This window comes from Bacillus sp. FJAT-27986 (genome assembly GCF_001685035.1).
Lineage (GTDB): Bacteria > Bacillota > Bacilli > Bacillales > Pradoshiaceae > Pradoshia.
Genome location: NZ_MAYV01000001.1, coordinates 236,060 through 257,061, shown reverse-complemented (window position 1 = coordinate 257,061; position 21,002 = coordinate 236,060). Strand labels below are relative to the sequence as shown.

The 21,002-nt window shown below is 37.7% G+C and carries 16 protein-coding genes; all 16 read left to right on the top strand.

Annotation, left to right across the window (positions count from 1 at the left end; genetic code table 11):
• Positions 1-68 precede the first annotated feature (68 nt).
• The 16 genes from A8L44_RS01145 (at position 69) to rny (ending at position 20,951) form a co-directional block, all read left to right on the top strand.
• Positions 69-2,402, top strand: coding sequence for a DNA translocase FtsK (locus tag A8L44_RS01145; protein ID WP_066100303.1), 2,334 nt, complete (start codon positions 69-71; stop codon positions 2,400-2,402).
• A 443-nt stretch (positions 2,403-2,845) separates the two neighbouring features.
• Positions 2,846-3,931 carry a BMP family lipoprotein gene (locus tag A8L44_RS01140; RefSeq protein WP_066102259.1) on the top strand — a complete coding sequence of 362 codons (1,086 nt, stop codon included), beginning with the start codon at positions 2,846-2,848 and terminating at the stop codon, positions 3,929-3,931.
• A 477-nt stretch (positions 3,932-4,408) separates the two neighbouring features.
• A complete protein-coding gene (locus A8L44_RS01135; RefSeq protein ID WP_066100299.1) occupies positions 4,409-5,134 on the top strand; it encodes a GntR family transcriptional regulator in 726 nt (241 codons plus the stop codon).
• A gap of 53 nt (positions 5,135-5,187) precedes the next feature.
• Entirely contained in the window at positions 5,188-6,273 is a 1,086-nt protein-coding gene (locus tag A8L44_RS01130) for a BMP family lipoprotein (protein ID WP_066100296.1), read from the top strand.
• Positions 6,274-6,453: 180 nt separating this feature from the next.
• Entirely contained in the window at positions 6,454-7,980 is a 1,527-nt protein-coding gene (locus A8L44_RS01125; RefSeq protein WP_066100293.1) for an ABC transporter ATP-binding protein, read from the top strand.
• Positions 7,980-9,032, top strand: coding sequence for an ABC transporter permease (locus A8L44_RS01120; protein WP_066100291.1), 1,053 nt, complete (start codon positions 7,980-7,982; stop codon positions 9,030-9,032). Before A8L44_RS01125 ends, A8L44_RS01120 begins: the two co-directional genes overlap by 1 nt.
• Complete coding sequence (locus tag A8L44_RS01115; RefSeq protein WP_066100288.1) at positions 9,033-9,992, top strand: ABC transporter permease; 960 nt, start codon at positions 9,033-9,035, stop codon at positions 9,990-9,992.
• Positions 9,993-10,254: 262 nt separating this feature from the next.
• A complete protein-coding gene (yfmF, locus tag A8L44_RS01110; protein ID WP_066100285.1) occupies positions 10,255-11,532 on the top strand; it encodes an EF-P 5-aminopentanol modification-associated protein YfmF in 1,278 nt (425 codons plus the stop codon).
• Complete coding sequence (yfmH, locus tag A8L44_RS01105; RefSeq protein ID WP_066100283.1) at positions 11,532-12,818, top strand: EF-P 5-aminopentanol modification-associated protein YfmH; 1,287 nt, start codon at positions 11,532-11,534, stop codon at positions 12,816-12,818. The genes yfmF and yfmH overlap by 1 nt, the downstream gene beginning before the upstream one ends.
• A gap of 244 nt (positions 12,819-13,062) precedes the next feature.
• Positions 13,063-13,788, top strand: coding sequence for an elongation factor P 5-aminopentanone reductase (ymfI, locus tag A8L44_RS01100; RefSeq protein ID WP_066100280.1), 726 nt, complete (start codon positions 13,063-13,065; stop codon positions 13,786-13,788).
• Between the two features lie 114 nt (positions 13,789-13,902).
• On the top strand, positions 13,903-14,697 hold the full coding sequence (locus tag A8L44_RS01095; protein WP_066100277.1) for a DUF3388 domain-containing protein: 795 nt from the start codon (positions 13,903-13,905) through the stop codon (positions 14,695-14,697).
• Positions 14,698-14,715: 18 nt separating this feature from the next.
• A complete protein-coding gene (locus A8L44_RS01090; protein WP_066100274.1) occupies positions 14,716-15,603 on the top strand; it encodes a helix-turn-helix domain-containing protein in 888 nt (295 codons plus the stop codon).
• A gap of 81 nt (positions 15,604-15,684) precedes the next feature.
• On the top strand, positions 15,685-16,263 hold the full coding sequence (pgsA, locus tag A8L44_RS01085) for a CDP-diacylglycerol--glycerol-3-phosphate 3-phosphatidyltransferase (RefSeq protein WP_066100270.1): 579 nt from the start codon (positions 15,685-15,687) through the stop codon (positions 16,261-16,263).
• A gap of 43 nt (positions 16,264-16,306) precedes the next feature.
• Positions 16,307-17,554 carry a competence/damage-inducible protein A gene (locus A8L44_RS01080; RefSeq protein ID WP_066100267.1) on the top strand — a complete coding sequence of 416 codons (1,248 nt, stop codon included), beginning with the start codon at positions 16,307-16,309 and terminating at the stop codon, positions 17,552-17,554.
• A 258-nt stretch (positions 17,555-17,812) separates the two neighbouring features.
• Positions 17,813-18,856 carry a recombinase RecA gene (recA, locus tag A8L44_RS01075; RefSeq protein WP_066100261.1) on the top strand — a complete coding sequence of 348 codons (1,044 nt, stop codon included), beginning with the start codon at positions 17,813-17,815 and terminating at the stop codon, positions 18,854-18,856.
• Between the two features lie 535 nt (positions 18,857-19,391).
• Complete coding sequence (rny, locus tag A8L44_RS01070; protein ID WP_066100258.1) at positions 19,392-20,951, top strand: ribonuclease Y; 1,560 nt, start codon at positions 19,392-19,394, stop codon at positions 20,949-20,951.
• The last annotated feature ends 51 nt before the right edge of the window (positions 20,952-21,002 follow it).

Genomic DNA, 21,002 nt, shown 5'->3' with positions numbered 1-21,002 from the left:
CGGGGTAAAGGCAGCCAAGTTGGCTGCTTTCTTTCGTTTTTAATTCTATATGAAATACGGGTGGTCGAATGAGTAAGAAAAAAAGGAAATCTCGCTCCAAAAAAGGTGACCAAATAAAGTCAACTTTAAAATATGAAATATCGGGACTTTCTATTTTTGGGTTTTCTGCGATTGCGATGGCAAAGCTTGGGGCAGTAGGTACTTCATTCGTGTTTCTTTCTAGGTTTTTTATGGGTGAGTGGTACATTTTACTTCTACTTGGCTTAATGGCCTTTGGTGTGTTCCTAATGTGGAAAAGAGAGATTCCATTCTTTTTTAAACGCCAGCTGGTCGGTATATACTTCATTATTTTAGCAATCTTACTCTCTTCACATATTATTTTATTTGAGAATTTGTCCTCTAATAATGGATTTACCCAGCCAAGTGTCATTTTAAATACCTGGGAAATCTTTTGGATGGAATTACAGGGAACAGCGAGTACCATTGATCTTGGCGGTGGGATGATAGGTGCAATTCTTTATGCTGTCTTCCATTTTTTATTTGCAGATGCCGGCAGTAAATTTATTTCATTTTTATTGATTGTTGCAGGTTTAATTCTTATAACCGGTAAAGGTTTAAGTGATTCAATTGGCAAAGTACTTGGTGCGATTGGAAGATTTATCGTCAGCCAGTGGAAGTCGTTTATGGCAGAACTGCGAGAGCCTAAGACCTCAAAGAATAAAAACAAAAACCAGAAAGCTAAAAGTAAAAGTGAAACGGTACAAGCTTCCTCAGTACTAGAAGATGAGGGAAGTAATCCAGAAAAAGAAGATACACTTGAAGAAAGAATTATTTCGAATTTTGCTGATCGTGCCTATTTGGATGAGGAAATTGATGATAAGAAAAATGATGATCAGATAAGTAAACCAAATGATAGCACAGAAGCCCCTGCTGAACCTGTGCCACATATGAATTTTACAGAAGTTGAAAATGTGGACTATAAACTGCCAAAATTATCGCTATTGAAGTCACCAAAAAAAGCAGATCAAAGTGGAGAATATGAATTAATACATACAAATGCTGAGAAATTAGAGAGTACTTTTAAAAGCTTTGGAGTGAAAGCTAGGGTCACTCAAGTTCATTTAGGACCTGCAGTTACGAAATATGAAGTACATCCTGATGTAGGTGTAAAGGTTAGTAAGATTGTGTCATTATCAGACGATCTGGCATTGGCGCTCGCTGCTAAGGATATACGTATTGAAGCACCAATCCCAGGTAAATCAGCTATTGGGATAGAAGTGCCTAATTCAGATGTGGCAGTCGTTTCATTAAGAGAGGTTCTCGAGGTACAGCCTTCTGAAAAAAGCGGTTCTAAACTATTAATTGCTTTGGGTAGAGACATATCAGGTGAAGCAGTTTCTGCTGAACTGAATAAAATGCCTCACTTACTCGTAGCCGGAGCAACTGGAAGCGGGAAAAGTGTCTGTATTAACGGAATCATTACTAGTGTACTCATGAGAGCAAAACCTCATGAAGTTAAAATGATGATGATTGATCCAAAAATGGTGGAGTTAAATGTTTATAATGGAATTCCTCATCTATTAGCTCCAGTTGTAACGGATCCTAAAAAAGCAGCTCAGGCATTAAAGAAAGTTGTTATGGAAATGGAAAGACGTTATGAGCTGTTTTCCCACTCAGGAACTCGAAATATTGAGGGGTACAATGACTTAGTGACGAGACAAAATTTAGAAGAAGGCGAAAAAAATCCTTTATTGCCATATATTATTGTCATTGTGGATGAGTTGGCAGACCTTATGATGGTTGCGTCCAGCGAGGTGGAGGATGCGATAACAAGGCTTGCACAAATGGCAAGGGCTGCAGGCATACATTTGATTATTGCAACCCAGCGGCCATCTGTAGATGTTATAACAGGAGTTATAAAAGCTAACATACCATCAAGGATTGCCTTTAGTGTTTCCTCCCAAATTGATTCAAGAACCATATTAGATATGGGAGGGGCAGAAAAACTTCTCGGTCGCGGGGATATGTTATTCCTGCCTGTAGGTGCGTCAAAGCCAGTACGGGTACAAGGTGCCTTTTTATCAGATCAGGAAGTGGAAGATGTAGTAGACTTCGTGATTTCTCAGCAAAGAGCCCAATATCAAGAGAATATGATTCCGGATGAAGTTCAGGAAACAGTAAGTGAATCAACAGATGACTTATATGATGAAGCCGTCAAATTAATTGCTGATATGCAAACCGCCTCTGTTTCGATGCTCCAAAGACGATTCAGGATTGGGTATACAAGGGCTGCACGTTTGATCGATGAGATGGAAGCTCGCGGTGTCGTTGGTCCGTATGAAGGAAGCAAACCAAGAACTGTACTTGTTCCCAAGGACTTCGATCAAGCTAGTAATTCATAAAAAGAGCAGTATAGATACCAAACCCGAAAGTTAGATTAAAAAACTAACTTTTGGGTTTTTTAGTATGTTAAATAACTGAATTTTGAACTGTAAAGAAATTTTATAAGTGAGTATTTTTTCAAAAAGTTATCAATAATTTTATATTAGGATAATTTATTTATTTTTACTTAAATTCATGTTAAATTAAAATCGAATTAGCAAACATATATATATATAATTATCAGGAAATAATTTTTCCGGATAAGAAGTACATGCACTTATTTATTGTACATATTTGTATAATACAAAAGCGAAAAATTGTACCCAAGTACACAATGCACCATTTAAGTATGGATTTTCTATAATCATTTAACAGATTCATCTAAAACGATGTTATGTGTAAAAGGATAGGGAAAAGCTCATACTATATGGAGCACCGACTAATTATTTTGGAGGTTGTTATGTTGAAAAAGAGTAAATTTGGACTGGCTTTGTCTCTTGTGCTAGCTGCTAGTACCATTCTTGGTGCTTGCGGAAGCAAAGAGGAGAGCAATGAAGGCGGCACGGCCAATGAGAAAAATAATTTCACTGTCGCAATGGTTAGTGACACAGGTGGTATTGATGACAAATCCTTCAATCAATCTGCATGGGAAGGTATTCAAGCTTTTGGTAAAGAGAATGGATTAAAAGAAGGTAAAAACGGCTATACCTACCTGCAATCTGAATCAGATGCTGATTACACCACAAACTTAAACCAACTTGTACGCCAAAAGTATAATTTAATATATGGTGTCGGATTCACAATGGAGGATGCAATTAAAGAAGCGGCTGATCAAAATCCGGATGGGAAATTTGCAATTATCGACTCAGTGGTTGAAGCTGATAACGTTGCAAGTATCACATTCAAGGAGCATGAAGGTTCATTTATTGTAGGTGTTATTGCCGGTATGCAAACAAAATCCAATAAAGTTGGCTTTGTAGGTGGAATAGAGAACCCGCTAATTCAAAAATTTGAAAAGGGCTTTATTGCTGGTGTTAAAACAGTAAATCCTAATGCTGAAGTACAAGTGAAATATACAGGAAGTTTCAGTGATGCATCTCTTGGTAAAGCAACAGCATCAGCTATGTATAAATCAGGTATTGATGTCATTTATCACGCAGCAGGAAATGGTGGTAAAGGAGTCTTCACTGAGGCAAAAAACATTAAGAAAAGCAATCCTGAAAAAGATATATGGGTAATTGGTGTAGATAAAGACCAAGCTGATGAAGGTGAAATCAGCGGTACAGACATGAACGTAACGCTCACCTCCATGGTTAAGCGTGTTGACTTAGCTGTACAAGAAGTTTCAAAACAAGCGATGGAAGGATCCTTCCCAGGAGGAAAGAACGTAGAGTTTGGTCTTGAAAATAACGGTGTTGATATTGCACCGACTAAAGATAACTTATCTGACGATATACTTAAAAAAGTTGATGAATATAAAGGTAAAATTAAGAATGGTGATATAAAAGTACCATCTACTCAAAAAGAACTTGATGCATTTTTAAAATAAGATAAAGGGATAAGGGCCTCGGTCCTTATCCCTTTAATCTCTAAAGGACCTATTAGGACTTAGCAAAGGGAAAATAGTTTTGAGGATGGACCATGATGCCAGTCTTTCGTAATTAGGCTAGAAGAATATGAAAGGTATTTTAGAAAAATATTAAAAGTCAGTCACATGGTACAAAAGGGTAGCCTAGCGATTAGATGGAAAATAGATATTTATTGAATTTTTTTCAGTTTATGTTTTAACAGAATATTTATAATATATAAACTTTTTTTGTAGGAAAAAAGACTTACGTGAAAAAAAGTCAGATATACCAGGGTTTTTTCGACATTTCCGTGGAAAAAAACGGATAAGGTAACGCTTCCAAAATATGATATTTTTGTGAATAGCTATTTCTTTCTTTGGAAATACATGATAAATTATGAGTGGTTAGTAGATAACATCAATAGAATGAGAGTGGGAAATTTCCTGGGGGAAAAGAGTATGTCTATCAGACACGACAACCGACAATTATATCTGCAAGTAATCGACAAGATTAGACAGGACATAAGAACCGGTATCTATAAGGAGCATGAAAAATTGCCATCTGAGTCTGAATGGGCCAAAATACTCGGTGTGAGTAGAGCGACATTAAGAGAAGCACTCAGAATTTTGGAAGAGGATAATGTGATTATACGCAGGCATGGGGTAGGTACTTTTGTGAATTCCACTCCTTTATTCTCTTCGGGAATTGAACAATTAAAGAGTGTGACAGATATGATTTGCGAAGCGAACATGAAACCAGGAACAATTTTTTTAAACTCATTCATAGAGGGTGCAACAGAAGAAGATATGCGAAGGTTCGACTGTCAAATTGAGGATCAGTTTTTAGTAATCGAGCGAGTCAGAACTGCTAATGGGGAACCTGTCGTTTATTGCTTGGACAAGATACCTGTTCGTGTGTTACCGGAACCATCTCTTTATCAAGAGGAATCATTACTTCATGTCTTAGAAAGAACTGCCGGTATACAAATTACATACGCTGTGGCTGATATCGAACCACATGGCTATCACGAAAAGATTTCACCTATTTTAAATTGCAAATTGGACACTGCTCTGCTTTTACTAAAACAAACTCACTATGATAGTAAGGACAAACCATATCTATACTCGGCCAACTTCTTTAAAGCGGATACATTTCGCTTTCATATTTTGCGTAAAAGAACATAATTTATGCGCAAAATAAGAGAACTACTGCCAAAAAAATATAGGGGGTTAAGACCTTGAAAAAACGCAAATTTGGAATGGCATTGTCACTAGTTCTGGCTGCGGGCACAATTTTAGGTGCTTGTGGAAACAAAGAAGAGAAAGGTAACAGCAGTGAAACAGAAGGTAAGGACAATTTCACAGTTGCCATGGTAACAGATACAGGCGGGGTTGATGACAAATCCTTTAACCAATCCGCTTGGGTAGGTATACAACAGTTTGGTAAAGATAACAATCTTGAAAAAGGTAAAAACGGTTATGATTACCTCCAGTCCAAATCTGATGCTGATTACACTACTAACTTAAATCAGCTGGTACGACAAAAATTTGACCTTATTTATGGGGTAGGTTTCTTATTGTCTGACTCCATTACAGAAGTTGCCGAGCAAAATCCTAAGAGCCAATTCGCATTAATTGATTCTGTTGTAGATGTTGATAACGTGGCAAGTATCACATTCAAAGAGCATGAAGGATCCTTCCTGGTAGGTGTAGTAGCCGCGATGCAAACTAAATCCAATAAAATTGGATTTATTGGTGGAGTTGAAAGTGAACTTATTAAAAAATTTGAGAGCGGATTTATAGCAGGTGTTAAATCAGTTAAACCTGAGGCAGATGTTCAGGTAAAATATGCAGGTGATTTTAATAAAGCTGATATTGGTAAAGCTACAGCACAAGCAATGTATAAATCCGGTATTGATATTATCTACCATGCAGCCGGCGGAACAGGTAAAGGCGTATTTACAGAAGCAGTTAACATCACTAAAAATGATCCAAGCAAAGAAATCTGGGTTATTGGGGTTGACTCTGACCAAGCAGCATTAGGTGATGTACCTGGTACAGACAAAAATATCACATTAACATCTATGATTAAACGTGTTGATTTGGCAGTTGTGGAAGTATCCAATCTTGCTAAGGAAGGCAAATTCCCTGGCGGAGAAAATGTTGAATTTGGTTTAGAAAATGATGCAGTTGATATCGCACCTTCACAAGAAAACTTGTCAGATGAAATTAAAACTAAAGTTGCAGAATATAAAGAAAAGATTAAGAGTGGAGAAATTAAAGTACCATCTACTCGTGAAGATTTAGATACATTCTTAAAATAAGCACTTCCTAGTAAGGGATGAGGATGTGATCCTTATCCCTTGCGATTACCTTGGCTGATGTCAGTCTGACATCAGACCTTTAAGCAATATGGTAAAGGAAAGGTTGCTAAAACTAGATTGGCAACTTTTCTTTTGTCATCTTACTTATGAATCTTCTCTGGAAAAAGGAGTGAAAAAACTGTGGACTATGTTATTGAGATGTTGCACATCCGTAAAGAGTTCCCGGGCATCGTCGCAAATGATGATATCACCTTGCAATTAAAAAAAGGTGAGATTCATGCGTTGTTGGGAGAAAATGGTGCAGGAAAATCCACGTTAATGAATGTCTTGTTCGGTCTTTACCAGCCAGAACAAGGGGAAATCCGTGTAAATGGTAAGGAAGTAAAAATTACAAGCCCAAATATTGCAAATGACTTGGGCATAGGAATGGTGCATCAGCATTTCATGCTTGTTGATACGTTCACAGTAACAGAAAACATTATTCTTGGTAAGGAGCCCACCAAAGGTGGAAAAATTGATTTAAAAGAGGCTGCCCAGGAAGTTAGGCAGTTATCAGAAAGATATGGATTGAAAATTGATCCGGATGCCAAGATTTCTGATATCTCTGTAGGTATGCAGCAAAGGGTTGAAATCCTTAAAACTCTATATCGTGGAGCTGACATTCTTATTTTTGATGAACCTACAGCCGTATTGACACCACAGGAAATCAAAGAGTTAATACAGATCATGCAAAATTTGATCACTGAAGGTAAATCCATCATACTGATTACTCACAAACTTAAAGAGATTATGGAAGTCTGTGACCGTTGTACGGTTATTCGTAAAGGAAAAGGAATTGGTACTGTAAATGTCAGTGAAACGAATCCTAATGAATTAGCGAGTCTGATGGTAGGGCGAGAAGTGGTTTTTACAACTGTGAAGCAGGATGCAAATCCAAGTGGAGAGGTATTGAATATACAAGATCTTGTAGTTAAAGACTCCCGTGGTGTTGAAGCAATTCGAAGCCTTAACCTATCCGTTCGTGCAGGAGAAATTGTGGGGATTGCAGGTGTCGATGGAAATGGACAATCTGAGCTGATTGAAGCAATCACTGGCCTGAGAAAACCAGAATCCGGTACCATTTCTATAAATGGGACTGAAATCCAGAAGAAGAGTCCAAGGAAAATTACAGAAACAGGAATTGGGCATATTCCTCAGGATCGACATAAATATGGTCTTGTACTAGACTATTCAATTGGCGAGAATATGGTTCTCCAAACATATTATCAAAAACCACTTTCAAAATGGGGAATCTTAAATTATAAAAATATCTTTAATAAAGCTCGTACTTTAATTAAAGAGTTTGATGTTCGTACTCCAAGTGAGTATACTCCGGCAAGAGCTTTGTCTGGAGGAAACCAGCAAAAGGCGATCATTGCTCGTGAAATAGATCGAAATCCTGATTTGTTAATTGCTGCTCAGCCAACACGTGGCCTTGATGTAGGAGCTATTGAGTTCATTCACAAACGTTTAATTGAGCAACGAGATCAGGGGAAAGCAGTATTGCTTGTTTCCTTTGAGCTGGATGAAATTTTAAATGTTAGTGACCGAATTGCTGTTATATATGAAGGTTCCATTGTGGCTATTGTTGATCCTAAGAAAACGACTGAACAGGAACTCGGATTATTAATGGCAGGAAGTAAGGTTAAGGAAGCGGGGAAAAGCTAATGTATAAAAGATTATCGAACTTATTAATCCCTGTTATAGCTGTCTTGCTCGGTTTAATCGCAGGTGCTATCGTAATGTGGGTCAGCGGTTATGATCCGATAGCTGGTTATGGAGCTTTATGGGATGGTATATTCTATGATTCCTATGCAATAGGTGAGACAATCCGTCAAGTGAGCCCTTATATACTTGCAGGTTTAGCCGTTGCCTTTGCATTTAGGACTGGACTTTTTAATATTGGTGTTGAGGGCCAGTTTTTAATGGGATGGTTAGGTGCTGTTTGGATTGGAACGTTATTTACTGACCTTCCTAAAATCATCCATTTGCCGCTTGCGGTCATTGTTGCTGCTTTAGCTGGTGCTTTATGGGCATTCATTCCAGGTCTCTTAAAAGCTAAATTTAGAGTGCATGAAGTTATAACAACCATTATGATGAACTACATTTCTCTTCATGTAGTTAACTATATTATCACTTACGTTTTAACAGATAACATGGACAAAACTGAAAAGATTGCTCCATCAGCATCTTTACGTTCTGACTTTTTAGCTGAAATGACGATTAACTCTAGATTACACTGGGGATTTGCGATAGCTATTCTTGGAGCAATCATAATGTGGTTTTTATTAGAGAAAACAACAAGAGGCTACGAATTAAAAGCTGTCGGTTTTAACCAGCATGCATCTAAATATGCAGGTATCAGTGTAGATCGCAATATAGTTTATGCCATGCTGATCTCTGGTGCTTTTGCAGGACTTGCTGGTGCTATGGAAGGACTTGGAACATTCGAGTATATTGGTGTAAAAGGGGCGCATACAGGAGTAGGTTTTGACGGAATCGCAGTTGCATTACTAGGTGCTAATACAGCGATTGGAGTTGTGCTTGCAGCTTTATTATTCGGTGGATTGAAATATGGTTCATTAAATATGCCAATGGAAACTGGAATACCAACTGAAATCATTGATGTAGTTATAGCTTTAATCATATTCTTTGTTGCATCCAGTTATGTTATTCGTCTCATGCTGAGAAAGTTTAGCAAGAAAAAGGGGGTGGAATAAGTGAGTTTTTTAGAGATACTAGCGATACTTGTTCCTTCTACACTTGTTTACGCCTCTCCACTTATTCTGACAGCCCTCGGTGGTGTATTTTCTGAGCGTTCTGGTGTAGTAAATATTGGATTAGAAGGTTTAATGGTAGTTGGTGCTTTTACAAGCATTGTATTCAACTTGACATTTGCAGATACATTTCATGAATGGACTCCTTGGATTTCATTAGTTGTAGCTATGGTAGTTGGTGGGATTTTCTCCCTATTGCATGCAGTTGCATCTATAACATTCAGGGCTGACCAAACAGTCAGTGGGGTAGCTATTAATATGTTGGCGCTTGGAGCTTGTATGTTCCTTGTGAAATTAGTTTACGGAAAAGGACAAACTGATAAAATTGCTGAACCATTTTACAGTTTTGATATACCTGGTTTAAGTGATATACCTGTATTGGGTAAAATTTTATTCTCAGATGTATATTTAACCTCGATTCTGGCGATTGTGATTGCTGTGATTTGCTGGTATGCCATTTATAAAACACCGTTTGGTTTACGCCTTCGTTCAGTTGGTGAACATCCAATGGCCGCTGACACAATGGGGATAAACGTTAATAAAATGCGTTATATTGGTGTTATTTTAAGTGGAATTCTGGGAGCGTTGGGTGGAGCTATTTATGCTTCGACTATTGCTTTAGACTTTACTCATGCGACAATATCCGGACAAGGTTTTATGGCGCTTGCAGCTATGATATTCGGTAAATGGCATCCAATTGGTGCAATGGGCGCAGCGTTATTCTTTGGATTTGCGCAATGTTTAAGTATTGTAAGCTCAATGCTGCCATTCTTTAGTGACATTCCGAATGTATATATGTTAATTTTGCCATATGTATTAACGATTCTGGCTTTAACAGGATTTATTGGACGTGCAGATGCTCCAAAAGCATCCGGTACGCCATATATCAAAGGAAAACGTTAAAAGGTAAACTCATTCATGATTTAATCAAAGACAAGTGCTGTTCTTATTGCAAGAGCAGTCCTTGTCTTTTTTTTTCTAACCTAAAGCGTGTCGATTTTAATTAGATCGAATTTAGAAGAAAGAATGAAAGAAGGTCAGGGTCAGTTCCTTGATTTACATTCCATTTAACCTGTATATTCAAACTAAAGGTTTAAAAAAAATCCTTGAGACGAACAATATGGTTAAGAACCTGCATAACATTGAGTAAAGGGAGGTCAAAAATATGGCAGTTATTGATGAGATTAAACTAAAACAAGCTGGCATTACGATTCATTTTGTACCAACTAAGAAATTTAAAACAACGACGCTTGTTTGGAAGATGAAAGCACCTTTAAAGGAAGAAACCGTTACATATAGAGCTTTGTTGCCAAATGTCCTGCAAAGTAATACAGCTGCATATCCAACATCTACAGCTTTCCGCTCCCATCTAGATCAATTATATGGAGCCAGTCTTTTTACAGATGTCAGTAAAAAAGGCGAATATCATATTATGAGTTTTCAAATGGAAATGGTAAATGAACGATTTTTATCCAAGCCTGAACCGCTGTTGGAACAAGCGTTTAAGCTTTTACATGATGTTTTGATTAATCCTAATGTAAAGGGAGATGCTTTTGATGCGGATACAGTTGCAAAGGAAAAGCGTGCTCTGAAACAAAGGCTGCAGGCTGTATATGATGATAAAATGCGTTATTCTTCATTACGCTTAACTCAGGAAATGTGTATGGAAGAAAATTATCGGCTGGAAGCAAACGGGATTATAAGCGAAGTCGATGAAATCACTCCTGAATCCCTATACAATTATTATAAAAAAGCGTTTGCCGAAGATGAATTGGACCTCTATGTAATTGGGGATTTGGATGAAGCCAGGGTAACGCAAATGTCTAGTGAATACTTTCAGTTCGCGGAGAGAAAACCTGAACGGGTTATGCATAATAAACATGATATCCTTGAAGTGAAAGAACTGAAAGAAACGCAGGATATCAAACAGGGTAAGCTGAATATTGGCTACCGAACAAATATCACTTATGGCGATCGAGATTATTTTGCTTTGCAAATGTTTAATGGGATATTTGGAGGGTTTTCACACTCTAAACTTTTCATAAACGTTCGTGAAAAAGCAAGTTTGGCGTATTATGCCGCATCACGACTTGAAAGTCATAAAGGTCTTTTAATGGTTATGTCCGGCATTGATAATAAAAATTATAATCAGGCAGTAACGATCATAAAAGAACAAATGGAAGCTATGAAAAAGGGCGAATTTTCGGATCAAGAAATGGAACAAACAAAAGCAATCATTAAAAATCAATTGCTCGAAACGATCGACACCTCCCGTGGTCTAACAGAAGTTCTATATCATAATGTGGTTGCCGCTGTTGATAAACCATTGGATGATTGGTTGTCTTCGATTGATAGAGTAACAAAGGATGAAATTGTGGCTTGTGGAGAAAAAATTCAAATGGATACGATCTATTTTTTAAGTGGAGATGAGGTGACTGAGTAATGGAGAAAATACTATTTGACCAGCTTCAGGAAGAATTATATTTCGAAAAAATGGATAATGGTTTGTCTGTGTACATCCTTCCGAAAAAAGGATTTAATAAGACCTATGCCACTTTTACAACTAAATATGGATCAATCGATAATCATTTTAAAGAGCCCGGTGCAGATGAATATTCCAGGGTCCCGGATGGAATTGCGCACTTCCTAGAGCATAAATTGTTCGAAAAAGAAGATGGTGATGTATTCCAGCAGTTCAGTAAACAAGGTGCAGCGGCCAATGCTTTTACATCCTTTACTCGAACAGCGTACCTTTTTTCCAGTACAACGGATGTAGAGAAAAATTTAGAAACATTAGTTGATTTTGTCCAGGAACCATATTTCTCGGATAAGAGTGTGGAAAAAGAAAAAGGGATTATTGGCCAGGAAATTACCATGTATGATGATAATGCAGATTGGAGATTATATTTCGGTATTATTGAAAATCTATATCATAATCATCCTGTGAAAATTGATATAGCTGGTACCATTGAGTCGATTTCAGGAATAACAAAAGAACTGCTCTATAAGTGCTACAATGCATTTTATCATCCAAGCAACATGCTTCTGTTTATTACAGGGCCATTGGATCCGGAAACAATCATGCAGCAAGTTCGTGACAACCAGGCTAAGAAAAACTTCGATAAACGTGGGGAAATCGAACGGAAATTTGATGCAGAGCCGGCTAATGTCGCTACTAAAAAACGCTCAACCAATATGCATGTCCAGACGCCTAAGTGTGTGGTTGGATTGAAGGCAAATAATCCAACTCTCCAGGGGATTGATTTATTAAAACAAGAGCTATCTATCAACCTCTTTCTGGATATGACTTTTGGAAAAAGCTCCGAGTATTATGAAAAACTATATTCTGAAGGGTTAATTGACCATTCATTCTTTTATGATTATACACAGGAATATGGATTTGGATTTGGAATGGTCGGCAGTGATACAGATAAGCCGGATCATTTAGAGGAAGAATTGAAAAATATTCTTTTTGCGGCCCGCGAAGGAAAAATTGTAACAGAGGAAAAATTAAATTCAATTCGTAAGAAGAAAATTGGTGCCTTCCTCAGGTCATTGAATTCACCTGAATCGATAGCCAATCAATTTACACGATATGCTTTTAATGACATGAAGCTATTTGATGTTGTGACTGTTTTGGAAGCTTTGACCTATGATGAAGTGAATAAAGCAGTACAGGAATTTATAGATGAGGATAGAATGTCAGTATTTCAAATACTTCCATCCTGAATGGGTAAGAGCCAAGCCGTAATGGTTTTGGCTCTTTTTGTATTTAAATTTGTTTATATAATACAAGGTAAACGGACAATTAACCAGCTTAACTGATTCACTGGTTTACGATAACTATTTGGTAGGATTAAAGAAGCTTATATTAGAAACAATTGACTATTTTCAATTGGTGGTTTTACTTTTCATCTTCAAGCTTTATAATGAAAAGTATTGTAAGTGTTATTTACGGCAAGGGGTTTTTATTATGAATGGAAAATATGCACTCATTACGGGTGCTAGTGGAGGAATTGGTCAAGCAATTGCATTACGTTTGGCTGCAGAGGGCTGGAATCTATATCTCCATTATAACCGTAATCTTAGCGGAATTAATTCGCTTTTAGATCAGTTAAAACCATTTCAAATACAGGTGAAAGTAATTCAGGCTGATCTAAGTAAAGATGGCGGACATCAAGTTATAATTGACGAAATTAATCAAATTGATACGATAATACTAAATAGCGGTGACAGTCATTTTGGTTTAATAACAGATATAACCGATGACCGAGCCAAACAGATGGTTTCATTACATATTACATCTCCCTTTTTATTGACTAAAGGACTAGTTCCTAAGTTAATACAAAAAAAAGATGGCAGTATCATTGCCATTACTTCTATTTGGGGAGAAGTGGGTGCTTCCTGTGAAGTTCTTTATTCAATGGTAAAAGGTGGACAGAATTCTTTTATCAAGGCACTTGCGAAGGAGCTTGCACCTTCTGGAATCCGTGTAAATGCTATATCACCCGGTGCAATTTCCACACCTATGCTCAATCGATTCGATTCTGAAGAGCTTAGAGAATTGGAAGAAGAAATCCCAATGGGGCGGCTGGGGCATCCGAAGGATATCTCTGGAGTTGTTTCCTTTGTCCTCTCAGAAGACTCCAGTTATATAACAGGGCAGATTATCAGTGTGAATGGCGGATGGAATACATAAGTATTTAATGCTACACTATGTATTTTGCTTTCCACTCGTCAGTAAATCAGATATGATAGGATATAGGGAAAATATTGAAGGAATTTGTCAAATATTTCTCTTAGGGGGAACGGTATGGACAAGAAGGAATGGTATTTTGAATATGAAATTAAAATTAACCGTCCCGGTTTGTTAGGGGATATTTCTTCTTTGCTAGGAATGCTCTCCATAAATATCGTAACCATCAATGGTGTGGATGAGGGGAGAAGAGGTATGCTTCTCTTGGCGAAGGATAATCGTCAAATTGAACGCCTGGAATCAATTCTGCAAACAATGGATACGATAAAAGTAACTAAACTTAGAGAGCCGAAATTAAGAGATCGGTTAGCAGTCAGACATGGTCGTTATATACAAAGAGATGCAGATGATCGAAAAACATTCCGATTTGTAAGAGAAGATCTTGGGCTTCTAGTTGATTTTATGGCCGAGCTTTTTAAACAGGAAGGCCATAAACTAATTGGAATCAGGGGTATGCCCCGGGTTGGTAAAACTGAATCGATTGTTGCTGCAAGTGTTTGTGCGAATAAGCGGTGGTTATTTGTATCTTCCACCTTATTAAAACAAACCGTTCGAAATCAATTAATTGAAGATGAATACAATGAAGATAACTTATTTATTCTGGATGGGATTGTTTCAACTCGCAGAGCCAATGAAAGGCATTGGCAGCTTGTGCGTGAGATCATGAGACTTGATTCAATTAAAGTTGTTGAACATCCTGATGTGTTTGTACAAAATTCAGAGTATACAATGAACGATTTTGATTATATTATTGAACTACGTAATGACCCGAACGAAGAGATCACATATGAAGCAGTAGACCAACAGTCCTCTTTATTTGGAGGATCCGAATTTGGATCGTTTGATTTTTAGTGATTAGAAGGTGTTTATATGACGGAATTAGGTAAAGTATTAAAGGAAGCCAGAGAGTCTAAAGGATTAACCCTGGATGACCTTCAACAGATAACCAAAATACAAAAGCGTTATCTTGTTGGTATAGAAGAAGGCAATTATGAAATGATGCCGGGCAAATTCTATGTCAGAGCGTTTATTAAACAATATGCTGAAGCAGTTGGATTAGATCCTGAACAGCTTTTTGCGGAGCATCAAACGGATATTCCTGCGGCAGTTCAGCAGGAGGAGATTCCTCAAAAATTATCTAGAGTGCAATCGAAAAAAACATTGCCAGTACAGCATTCAAAGTGGATGGAAGTACTTCCTAAAATTTTGATAGCTGTGTTCCTTGTTGCAGTAGTGGCTATTATTTATTACTTTGTAGCAAAAGCCATTGGTAATAATGATGACACAGGGACAGTTAATCAAAACGGTGACCCTGTAAGACTTGAGCAGGGTGAATCCACAAACCAAGAAGAAAACACCAATGAGAAAGAAGAAGCGGAAACAGAAGAAGAAAGTAATCCAGAGAATGCTGAGGAAGAATCTAAAGAGCCGGAAGAAGCAGGTTCTGCTGAGCTGAAAGTGACCTCCGCGAATGGAAAAAATACAACATATGAATTAAGTAATACAGATGAATTTAAGGTATCAGTAAAATCTACCGGCGAGACATGGGTATCTGTTAAAAACTCCAAGGGAGAAAATCTCTTCAATGGGGTGATTCAAAATGGAGAAAGCCAGGATTTTGATCTTTCAGATGATAATCAAATAGTCATGAATATAGGGAAAACTCCAGACACTGAAATTTTTGTTAATGATGAAAAACTGGAGTATGAAAGTGAACTGATTGTTCAAAACATAACGATTGATTACACGAAGGAGTAAGATTGGAAGGTCATCAATGGATGGCCTTCTCTCGTCTATCCTTTTATAAATAAAATTTAAAAGTAAAGTGAGGAACATCAAGTGAATTTACCGAACAAGATAACGATTTCCAGAATTTGCATGATCCCTGTGTTTATGATTATCATGCTTCCATCCATTGATTGGGGAACGTGGGTGATTAACGATGTGGAGTTGCCTATCTCTCATTTTGTTGGAGCTATCATTTTTATCATTGCTTCCACTACTGATTGGATTGATGGATATTATGCTAGAAAACATAATCTGGTCACAACCCTTGGAAAGTTTCTTGATCCGTTGGCAGATAAACTTCTTGTATCTGCAGCATTAATTATCCTTGTAGGATACGAGTTGGCCCCTGCTTGGATTGTTATTTTAATTATCAGCCGTGAATTTGCGGTAACAGGTCTTCGCCTGGTTCTAGCCGGTGAAGGTGAAGTGGTTGCAGCGAATCAATTGGGTAAAATTAAAACATGGACTCAAATCATAGCTATAGCTGCATTACTATTGCATAATCTACCATTTGCGTGGATTAATTTCCCGTTTGCTGATATAGCTCTTTACGTAGCCTTATTCTTTACTCTATGGTCTGGCTGGGATTACTTTGCTAAGAATAAACATGCGTTTTTAAATTCTAAATAAGGGTATCATTCTAAATATAACTTGTTAAATGGCGGGTGACAGAATGAATGCAGAATTAATAGCGGTAGGCTCTGAGTTATTACTTGGACAGATTGCAAATACCAATGCTCAGTTTATATCAAAAAGCCTGGCAGAGATAGGTATTAACGTATATTACCATACAGTAGTTGGGGATAATCCTGTACGATTAAAAAAGGCTATTGAAATTGCAGAATCCCGAGCAAATCTCATAATATACACTGGTGGGTTGGGACCAACAAAGGATGATATAACAAAAGAAGTTGTAGCTGCCCATATAGGTAAAACATTAATAACAGACCAAAAAGCTATGGAAAATATTGAAGAATATTTCAAGAAAATAAAACGGGTGATGACAGAAAACAACCGGAAGCAAGCATTGGTTATTGGAGGATCGGAAGTATTCCCTAATCAAAATGGAATGGCTCCCGGAATGGTTGTGTCTCATGGGGATATTCTTCACATTTTATTACCAGGTCCTCCAAGTGAAATGCAGCCAATGCATCAAAATTTTGCAGTTCCTTATCTTTTGAGATTAATGGACAGGGTGGAGCGTATAGATTCCCGAGTCCTCCGTTTCTTTGGTATTGGGGAATCACAGCTTGAAACAGAAATAGAAGATTTACTGGATCAGCAAAGTAATCCGACAATAGCGCCTCTTGCCTCAGATGGAGAGGTAACTCTTCGTATTACAGCTAAACATGAATCTATTGAAGAAGCTGACAAACTATTAAAAGAGACAGAAGAAAAAATTCTTTCGCGTGTGGGAGAATATTTTTACGGATATGATGATGCGACTATTATGACTGAACTTATCAATCTTTTAAAAGAAAATGAGCTTACAATATCGGCAGCAGAAAGCTTAACCGGCGGAATGTTTCAGGAAAAAATGACGGATATACAGGGAGCCGGTTTAATCCTTAAGGGCGGTATTGTTGTTTATACCAATGAAGCAAAGGAAAAGCTTTTGAAGGTCGAACAATCAACCATCGACCAATATGGAGTTGTCAGTGAGCAATGTGCTATGGAAATGGCTGATAATATTAAAGCCATGCTCCAATCTGATATTGGGATTAGTTTTACTGGAGTAGCTGGACCAGATGAATTGGAAGGTCATCCGGTAGGGACTGTTTATATCGGTATAGCCATTTCCGGTCAGAAAACGTACGCAAAGAGATTGGACTTAGGCGGTATGCGTGAGGTTAATCGGGTAAGAAGCATGAAGTATGGCTGTCATTTTCTTATCCGAAAGTTGAGAGAGTTATATGCATAATAGAAAACCCCAACTTATATGGTTGGGGATTTCTATTGTTTATAAAATTGAGATAATTTTAGTTTTACTTTAATTACTGCTAAAAGCATTCTGTTTGCTAGAGAGTTTCTTTAAATTTATTAGCAAAATTACCATTAAAACAATACGAATAAATGTTCGCTTTTTTACTTGTTAAATGGGGACAGATGAGGTATAGTATAAATAAGTTCTAAATTATACATGTAATGTTTTTATATAGATATGGGGAGGAAATAAACTGTGAGTGAACGTCAAGCTGCGCTCGATATGGCGCTAAAACAAATTGAAAAGCAATTTGGTAAAGGTTCAGTAATGAAGCTGGGGGAAAGAGCAGACAGAAAGGTTTCTACCATTCCAAGTGGTTCGCTTGCTCTTGATTCAGCCCTCGGTGTGGGTGGATATCCAAGAGGTAGAATAATTGAGATTTATGGACCGGAGAGTTCCGGTAAAACGACAGTAGCTTTACATGCAATTGCTGAAGTACAGGCACAGGGTGGACAAGCAGCATTTATTGATGCAGAACATGCTTTAGATCCGGCATATGCACAAAAGCTTGGCGTAAATATAGATGAATTATTACTTTCCCAACCAGATACAGGTGAACAGGCATTGGAAATTGCTGAGGCGCTTGTACGAAGTGGTGCAATTGATATTATCGTTGTTGACTCAGTGGCTGCTTTAGTACCAAAAGCTGAGATTGAAGGTGAAATGGGAGATTCTCATATGGGTCTACAAGCCCGTTTAATGTCTCAGGCTCTTCGTAAACTTTCTGGATCCATTAATAAATCTAACACCATAGCAATCTTTATCAACCAAATCCGTGAGAAGATTGGTGTTATGTTTGGTAACCCAGAAACAACTCCAGGTGGTCGTGCTCTTAAGTTCTATTCTACGGTTCGCCTTGAAGTAAGACGTGCAGAACAACTGAAACAGGGAAATGATATTGTAGGGAACAGGACTAAAGTAAAGGTTGTTAAAAATAAAGTGGCTCCACCTTTCAAAGTGGCAGAACTTGATATTATGTATGGTGAGGGTATTTCCAAAGAAGGAGAAATCATCGACATTGGTTCTGAATTGGATATTATTGAAAAGAGTGGGTCTTGGTACTCATATAATGGAGATCGCTTAGGACAGGGAAGAGAGAATGCGAAGCTCTTCTTAAAAGAAAATCCAGATGTTCGGGATGAAATTTCCATTAAAATCCGCTCAGCCTATGGATTAAACGGTGAAGCGAAAGTGGTTGAAGCAGCAGAGGAAATGGATAAATTTGATTTACCTGAATAAGTAGTTTGTAATGGGCAAACCTGATTATGGGTTTGCTCTTTCTATAGGTGGGCCTCAGGGTGTGTTTTATTATAAATTTAGCTGTTTCTGAAGAGAATCATGAAAGAAATAATATTTAGGTAGTATTGTGACTGGCAGAGTATGATCAATCAGTAAGTGTTGTTTGAGAAAAATCTATAACTTTATTAGAAAAGATGCGAAAAACAAATAATTTCTTCGGCTTTTGTACTTTTACTCAACTTAATGGGAAGCGGCTGTCTTAAAGTGGAGAGTATTATTAGAAACTATGACCTAGGTGGATAGGGTCACGAAAATTGTATATCTGTCTGTATTTTCTAAAAACGATTAAAAGAGCGTCAGGACTTGCTCTTGACAACAAATTTTCATAACTTTACAATAGAAATGTATTAATATCTTTTTTTATGACATGCCTAAAAGCGATTGTGCTGTATATTTTTAGATGATGTACATGCCAGAATTGAAAACAATGTAGTAAAAGAGATTAAAAAAGTTAATAGCAAGAGGAGGTGTAATGATGGATCCAATCGCTATCATCTCCATTTTGCTTGGCCTAATTGTTGGTGCAGTTGTTGGCTATTTGTTAAGAAGATCTATAGCTGAATCTAAAATATCCGGCGCAACGAACGCAGCTGAAAAAATTATTGAGGACGCAAAGCGTGAAGCGGACGCCTTGAAAAAGGAATCCCTTCTTGAAGCAAAGGATGAGATTCATAAGCTTCGGACTGATGCTGAAAAGGAAGTTCGTGATCGACGAACTGAATTACAGAGACAGGAAAATCGAATTCTACAAAAAGAAGAGAATCTGGACCGTAAAGCAGACTCTCAAGATAAACGTGAGGCTTTATTGGAGAAGAAAGAAGATTCTCTGAACCAAAGACAACAGCATATTGAACAGATGGAAAGCAAAGTGGACGAGATAATTCAAGCTCAAAGTTCTGAACTTGAACGTATTTCTAGCCTGACTAGAGAAGAAGCAAAAGCCATTATCCTTGATCGTGTTGAGAAAGAGCTATCACATGATATTGCAATCATGATGAAAGAGAGCGATAACCGAGCGAAGGAAGAAGCAGACAAAAAGGCACGTGAAATCTTGTCACTTGCGATTCAACGTTGTGCAGCAGATCATGTGGCCGAAACGACCGTTTCTGTTGTTAATCTTCCAAATGATGAAATGAAAGGTCGAATTATCGGTCGAGAAGGACGTAATATTCGAACACTTGAAACGTTGACGGGAATCGATTTAATTATTGATGATACACCTGAAGCTGTCATTTTATCTGGATTTGATCCAATTAGACGTGAAACTGCAAGACTTGCCCTTGAAAAGCTTGTTCAGGATGGGCGTATCCATCCGGCTCGTATTGAAGAAATGGTTGATAAAGCAAGAAGGGAAGTCGATGAGCATATCCGTGAAATCGGTGAGCAAACAACATTTGAAGTTGGGGTTCATGGCTTACACCCAGATTTAATAAAAATTCTTGGCCGCTTAAGATACCGTACAAGCTATGGTCAGAATGTGCTTAAACATTCGATGGAAGTAGCTTATTTATCCGGCTTGATGGCAGCAGAACTTGGTCAAGATATTACATTGGCAAAGCGCGCTGGACTATTGCATGATATCGGTAAAGCGATTGACCATGAAGTAGAAGGAAGCCATGTGGAAATAGGAGTGGAACTTGCTACGAAGTACAAGGAACATCCTGTTGTCATTAATAGTATTGCTTCTCACCATGGAGACGCCGAACCAAAATCTATAATTGCCATTCTGGTAGCAGCTGCTGATGCATTATCTGCAGCTAGACCTGGAGCTAGAAGTGAAACGCTTGAAAACTATATTCGTCGCCTTGAAAAACTTGAGGATATTTCTGAATCCTATGAAGGTGTTGAAAAATCATTTGCAATCCAGGCAGGACGAGAAGTTCGTATTATTGTTAAGCCTGAAAGTATTGATGATTTAGAGGCACACCGATTAGCCAGAGATATTAGAAAACGTATTGAAGATGAACTGGACTATCCGGGACATATTAAAGTGACGGTTATTCGTGAGACCAGAGCAGTTGAATATGCAAAATAAAGCGGTGTTCCTCACCGCTTTATTTTTTTGGAGATCGAAACTTTTTTAAAC

Bases quoted from the DNA above. Each gene is read 5' to 3' on its own strand.
- yfmH (WP_066100283.1), top strand. From the start codon at position 11,532: ATGGAGAAAATACTATTTGACCAGCTTCAGGAAGAATTATATTTCGAA.
- A8L44_RS01090 (WP_066100274.1), top strand. From the start codon at position 14,716: ATGACGGAATTAGGTAAAGTATTAAAGGAAGCCAGAGAGTCTAAAGGA.
- ymfI (WP_066100280.1), top strand. From the start codon at position 13,063: ATGAATGGAAAATATGCACTCATTACGGGTGCTAGTGGAGGAATTGGT.
- rny (WP_066100258.1), top strand. From the start codon at position 19,392: ATGGATCCAATCGCTATCATCTCCATTTTGCTTGGCCTAATTGTTGGT.
- A8L44_RS01095 (WP_066100277.1), top strand. From the start codon at position 13,903: ATGGACAAGAAGGAATGGTATTTTGAATATGAAATTAAAATTAACCGT.
- A8L44_RS01120 (WP_066100291.1), top strand. From the start codon at position 7,980: ATGTATAAAAGATTATCGAACTTATTAATCCCTGTTATAGCTGTCTTG.
- A8L44_RS01080 (WP_066100267.1), top strand. From the start codon at position 16,307: ATGAATGCAGAATTAATAGCGGTAGGCTCTGAGTTATTACTTGGACAG.
- yfmF (WP_066100285.1), top strand. From the start codon at position 10,255: ATGGCAGTTATTGATGAGATTAAACTAAAACAAGCTGGCATTACGATT.
- A8L44_RS01135 (WP_066100299.1), top strand. From the start codon at position 4,409: ATGTCTATCAGACACGACAACCGACAATTATATCTGCAAGTAATCGAC.
- A8L44_RS01145 (WP_066100303.1), top strand. From the start codon at position 69: ATGAGTAAGAAAAAAAGGAAATCTCGCTCCAAAAAAGGTGACCAAATA.